This is a genomic window from Herbaspirillum lusitanum P6-12 (assembly GCF_000256565.1).
Lineage (GTDB): Bacteria > Pseudomonadota > Gammaproteobacteria > Burkholderiales > Burkholderiaceae_D > Herbaspirillum > Herbaspirillum lusitanum.
In genome coordinates this window covers 1-5,450 of the sequence record NZ_AJHH01000642.1, presented here as the reverse complement: position 1 = coordinate 5,450, position 5,450 = coordinate 1, and the positions used below count along the sequence as shown (strand labels likewise).

4 protein-coding genes and 1 pseudogene are annotated in these 5,450 nt (G+C 61.1%); 4 read left to right on the top strand and 1 reads right to left on the bottom strand.

The window, feature by feature from the left end:
• Together HLUSI_RS34415 and HLUSI_RS29940 are read left to right on the top strand one after the other, a co-directional pair.
• On the top strand, nt 1-215 hold a 215-nt coding region (locus HLUSI_RS34415; protein ID WP_238534057.1), incomplete at its 5' end, for a hypothetical protein.
• A 176-nt stretch (nt 216-391) separates the two neighbouring features.
• Nucleotides 392-2,144: pseudogene (locus HLUSI_RS29940) on the top strand (methyl-accepting chemotaxis protein).
• 12 nt (nt 2,145-2,156) lie between these two features.
• Here HLUSI_RS29940 and HLUSI_RS0121200 read toward each other — a convergent pair.
• Nucleotides 2,157-3,029: a LysR family transcriptional regulator gene (locus tag HLUSI_RS0121200; protein ID WP_029363853.1), complete on the bottom strand. Its 873-nt coding sequence runs from the start codon at nt 3,027-3,029 to the stop codon at nt 2,157-2,159.
• Between the two features lie 92 nt (nt 3,030-3,121).
• Here HLUSI_RS0121200 and HLUSI_RS0121195 point away from each other — a divergent pair, with 92 nt between their 5' ends.
• The gene (locus tag HLUSI_RS0121195) at nt 3,122-3,562 is read left to right on the top strand and encodes a multidrug/biocide efflux PACE transporter (RefSeq protein ID WP_016835858.1); all 441 of its coding nucleotides are present in this window, start codon (nt 3,122-3,124) and stop codon (nt 3,560-3,562) included.
• A gap of 233 nt (nt 3,563-3,795) precedes the next feature.
• A complete protein-coding gene (locus tag HLUSI_RS0121190; RefSeq protein ID WP_016835857.1) occupies nt 3,796-5,418 on the top strand; it encodes a methyl-accepting chemotaxis protein in 1,623 nt (540 codons plus the stop codon).
• Nucleotides 5,419-5,450: the final 32 nt, after the last annotated feature.

Here is a 5,450-nt window from a genome sequence, read left to right as displayed (position 1 = left end):
GCAACATTGATCCGTCCCATTTCCGGTCCGTAGAAAAGGCCTGCCGCATGTGCATCGCGGCAGGCCTTTTCATTTGCACGGCAGAGGATGCAATCCCTTCTGCTATCGCCGGCGGCAGTTGTCATTTCAGTTGCCAACCTCAGGTCGAAATTCTTCCCTGGTTTTGCATCATCGACAACATTGCGGCGCGATGCCGTCCGCGCAGCATTTCATGAAGCGGACATGTTGCGATGGTAAGAAGGCGATGCGGCGATTTCCTAGGTAGAAATACCAATAGCTCTGATGCCGCCTTATTGCAGACAATACGGGCCATTCCGGGCTGCTTGCTGCGTGCTGCGCGCGAAGAGCTTCCACGAAGGGGACCGGGATCGACATTCACAGAAAGATAAAAATGAATTTCTTTGCCAATATGAATATCAGCAAACGTCTCAACCTTGGCTTTGCGATCATCCTGTTTTCCGCCATCGCGGTCATCGCGCTGAGCATCTGGCGCCTGCATGAAGTGGCCGAGACCACGCAATCCATGATGGAAAAACCGCTCGCCAAGGAACGCCTGGTGTCGGACTGGTATCGCACCATCCACACCAGCGTGCGCCGCACCACGGCAATCGCCAAGAGTTCCGATCCCAGCCTGAGCGCGTTCTTCGCCGAAGACGCCGCCACCGCCACCAAGCTGTCCAACGAACAGCAAAAGACGCTCGAAGGCCTGCTCGGCAGCGACAAGGAAAAGGCCCTGTTCGCGCAACTGGCGACGGTGCGCAAAAGCTACATCGTGGCGCGTGACGCCATCTCCAAAGCCAAGGCCGACGGCAACGTGGAAGAAGCCGCACGCATCCTGGCAAAGGACTTTCCGGTAGCTGCCAAGGGCTACCTCGACGCCCTGCAGCAACTGCTCGACCTGCAACGCTCCGGCATCGATGAGATCGCCGCCAGCATTCAGGATCAATACAAGCAAAGCCGCAACCTGCTGATCGCCTTCGGCGCGCTGCTGTTCGTCGCCGGCTGGGTATTCGCCTGGCGCCTGGCGCTGAGCATCATCCGTCCCCTGAAGCAGGCGCTCGGCATTGCCGAGACGGTTGCGGCAGGCGACCTGAGCTCGCGCATCGACACCAGCCGCAAGGATGAAACCGGCAAGCTGCTGCTGGCGCTCAAGACCATGAACGACAATCTGCAACGCATCGTCGGCCAGGTGCGCACCGGCACCGACACCATCAGCACTGCCTCGGCCGAGATCGCCAGCGGCAACATGGACCTGTCCACGCGCACCGAACAGCAGGCCGGATCGCTGGAAGAAACCGCTTCCGCAATGGAACAACTGACCTCGACCGTCAAGCAGAACGCCGACAACGCGCGCCAGGCCAATCAGCTGGCCGTATCCGCTTCCGAAGTGGCGGTGCAGGGCGGCAGCGTGGTCGGGCAAGTGGTCGACACCATGGGCGCCATCAACGCTTCATCGAAGAAGATCGTCGACATCATCAGCGTCATCGACGGCATCGCTTTCCAGACCAATATCCTGGCGTTGAACGCAGCAGTGGAGGCGGCGCGTGCCGGTGAACAGGGTCGCGGCTTTGCCGTGGTGGCGTCGGAAGTGCGCAGCCTGGCGCAGCGCTCGGCCTCGGCGGCCAAGGAAATCAAGGAACTGATCAGCGACTCAGTCGACAAGGTCGACTCCGGCAGCAAGCTGGTGGAACAGGCCGGCGCGACGATGGCGGAAGTGGTCGCCAGCGTCAAGCGCGTGACCGACATCGTCGGCGAAATCAGCTCGGCCAGCCAGGAGCAGAGCGAAGGTATCGAGCAGGTCAATCGCGCAATCGCGCAGATGGATGAAACCACGCAGCAGAACGCAGCGCTGGTGGAGCAGGCTGCGGCGGCCCGCGCAATCGCTGCAGGACCAGGCGGCGACGCTGACGCAGGTGGTCGGCATCTTCACGCTGGACAGCGCGCATGCAACAGGCAAGAACCTGGCAGCGGTTCAGGTCAAGCCGGTCGTCATTGTGCCCACTGCGGCAACCACGAAAAGCGCGCCGCACAAGCCAGCGCCAAGGCTGGTAAAAAGTGCAGTGAAGACAGCCGTCTCCGCCCCTGCAGCGACACCTAAGCGCTTGCCGGCCGCCGTGTCGGACGACGACTGGGAACAGTTTTAAGCAGTGAAATTTTCAGGCCGGCGTTTGCAGGAAGGTATTGCACAGCCATGCGCCGGCCTGTCCCAGTCCGCGTTCGCGCGACCAGATCACATGCACGCGGATGCTGCGCGGCCAGCCGTGCACCTTTAACTCCTTCAGTTCCGCCGCGCCGAAACGCTTGACCACCCAGCGCGGCAATTCCGCCCAGCCGAATCCCAGTTCAGTCATCTCCAGCAAGATCAGGTAACTCGATGCCGACCAGTGCAATCCGGGTTGCTGCCGTCGCGCCTGGTCGCGATGCGTGTAAGTGTTCACGCGCAGCTCGCGCGCCTGGCGCAGCATGTCGCCGCTGATGTGCGCGGCCTGCGCCAGCGGATGTGCGGTGCTGACATACAGGCCGATCTCGGACTGGTCGGCGATGGTCTCGAAGCCGATGTCCGGCGGATAAGACGGTTGCGCCGCCACCAGTGCCAGCTGCACGCGACCCGATTGGACCAGGTCGACGGCGTCTTCATCTTCGGCGATCAGGCACTCCAGGCTGAGGTCGGGAAAGCGCTGCTCGAGTTGCGCCAGGCTTTTTTCAAACACGTCGGATTGATAGGTGTCGGACAACGCAAAACTCAGTTGGGCCTCGCGGCCACCCGCCAGTTGTTGCGCTGCCCGGCTCAGCTTGTCGTTGGCGTCGAGCAGCTGACGCGCATGCGTGAGCAGCGCGTGGCCGTGTTCGGTCAGCGTCGGCTTGCGCGTACTGCGGTCGAACAGCGTCACGCCGAGATCGATTTCCAGATTGGCGATGGCTTCGCTGACGCTGGATTGCTGCCTGCCCAGCTTGCGGGCAGCGGCCGAAAACGAGCCGAGGTTGGCGGCTTCGATGAACATCAGCAGAGCGTCGAGGGAATGCATCAGGTCTCGTTTATATATCGGATATTCCGATGGTTAATAACTTCATTCTATCAGTGGAGCCGTCGATAATCGAGGCATTCCCAAGGAGAGAATCCATGAACCAAGAGAAATCCCTGTATGAACGTTTCCTGCACGCGGTGCTGTTTGAAATCGTTGCGCTGCTGTTGTGCGCGCCGGTGATGTCGTGGCTGCTGGGCGTGTCGTTCGCGCACGCCGGCGCGCTGACGCTGATGATTTCACTGGTGGCGATGACTTGGAACGTCATCTTCAACACCGTGTTCGACCGCCTCGAACGCCGCTGGAAGGCGCCCGCCGCCGAGCGCAGCTTTGCGGTGCGCATCGGCCACGCCATCGTGTTCGAAGCCGGCCTGATCCTGGCCGTGGTGCCGCTGGCCGCCTGGTGGCTCAATATCGGTCTGATCGAGGCCTTCGTACTCGACATCGGCCTGGTGTTGTTTTTTCTTCCTTACACGCTGGTGTTCAATTGGTGCTATGACAAGATGCGCGCCGGCATGCTCAGGCGTGCAACTTGCTGACATGGGCTGAAAAAGGCTTGTTAACAGTGTTTACAGCCTGATACAGTGAAACCGCACCAAAACAGGAAGCCGCCGTCAGGCGGCTTTTCTATTTCTTGACGCCAATTTCCCTCGCTGATCCGGCGAATGACGCCGCATCCCCAACGCTATACTTGCGCGCCGCCGTGGGAAATCTCCATGCATTCCTGCTGCATTCGTTGTCATTCCAACATCGTATAAGAACAGAGACTTCTATGAACATTCTTGCCAACCTGAAGATCGGCAAACGACTCGCGCTGGGCTTCTCCATCATTCTGCTGCTGGCCATCACCATCATCTGCATCGGCATCTGGCGCCTGCAAGGCGTGACCGACGCCACCAAGGCCATGATGCAGCGTCCGCTGGAAAAAGAACGCCTCATCAGCGACTGGTTCCCGATCGTGCAAACTTCCATCACGCGCGTGACGGCAATCGCCAAGAGCACCGATCCGGCGCTGGCGCCGTTCTTCGCCAAGGAAGATGCGGCCTCGTCGAAGATCTCGACCGAGCTGCTCAAGAAGCTGCAACCGATCCTGGAAAGCGAGCAGGAACTGACGCTGTTCAAGAAGATCGAGACGCAGCGTTCGTTGTACGTCGCGGCGCGCGACCAGATGCGCAAGGCCAAGGCGGCCGGCGACCTGGACGAAGCCAATCGTTTGCTGGAAAGCGCCTTCATGCCGCGCGCCAACGACCTCAAGGATGCACTGCAGAATCTGCTGACGATGCAGCGCAAGAGCATCGACGACACCGCCACCGACATCGAACGCATGGCCCAGACCGGCCGTACGCTGCTGATCGTGCTGGGCGTGCTGATCCTGTTGTTCGGGGTCAGCAGCGCCTGGTACCTGACCGTCAACATCACGCGTCCGCTGACTGTTGCTGTCGGCGTGGCGCGTTCGATCGCCGACGGCGACCTGACCGCGCACATCGAAGTGCGCAGCAAGGATGAAGTCGGCATGCTGTTGTCCGCATTGAAAGACATGAACGGCAGCCTGCTGAAAATCGTCGGCGACGTGCGCGGCGGCACCGATGCCATCGCCACCGCATCGAGCCAGATCGCCAGCGGCAATCTCGACCTGTCCTCGCGTACGGAAGAGCAGGCCAGTTCGCTTGAACAGACCGCTGCAGCGATGGAGCAATTGTCGGCGACCGTCAAACAGAACTCCGACAATGCCGTGCAGGCCAATGCGCTGGCGACCTCGGCATCGGGCGTCGCGGCTGAAGGCGGCGACGTGGTCGGCGCCGTGATTTCGACCATGCGCTCGATTGACGCGTCGTCGAAGAAGATTGTCGACATCATCAGCGTGATCGACGGCATCGCCTTCCAGACCAATATCCTGGCGTTGAACGCAGCGGTCGAGGCGGCGCGGGCCGGCGAGCAAGGCCGCGGGTTTGCCGTGGTAGCGTCGGAAGTGCGCAGCCTGGCGCAACGCAGCGCCGCCGCGGCCAAGGAAATCAAGCAACTGATCGGCGACTCGGTGGACAAGGTCGGCGCCGGCACCAAGCTGGTGGAAAAGGCCGGGGTGACCATGGATGAGGTGGTTGCCAGCGTCAAGCGCGTGACCGATGTGGTCAGCGAGATCTCCGCCGCCAGCCGTGAGCAGAGCGAGGGCATCGACCAGGTCAAGCATGCCGTGACGCAGATGGACGGCGTCACGCAGCAGAATGCCGCGCTGGTCGAAGAAGCCGCCGCCGCCGCGCAATCGCTGCAGCAGCAGGCCGCCAACCTGGCGCGCATCGTCAGCGTGTTCAAGCTGGGGCAGGAGCTGAGCACCGGAAATGCACCGCGCGTACGACGCGAAATCGACATCACCGCCGCTCCGGCACGGCTGCGCTGAGGTATTTTTCGAAGCAAAAAAAAAAAAAAAAA

What these genes read in the sequence shown, in the direction of transcription:
- HLUSI_RS0121195 (WP_016835858.1), top strand. Translation starts at nt 3,122, where the DNA reads ATGAACCAAGAGAAATCCCTGTATGAACGTTTCCTGCACGCGGTGCTG.
- HLUSI_RS0121190 (WP_016835857.1), top strand. Translation starts at nt 3,796, where the DNA reads ATGAACATTCTTGCCAACCTGAAGATCGGCAAACGACTCGCGCTGGGC.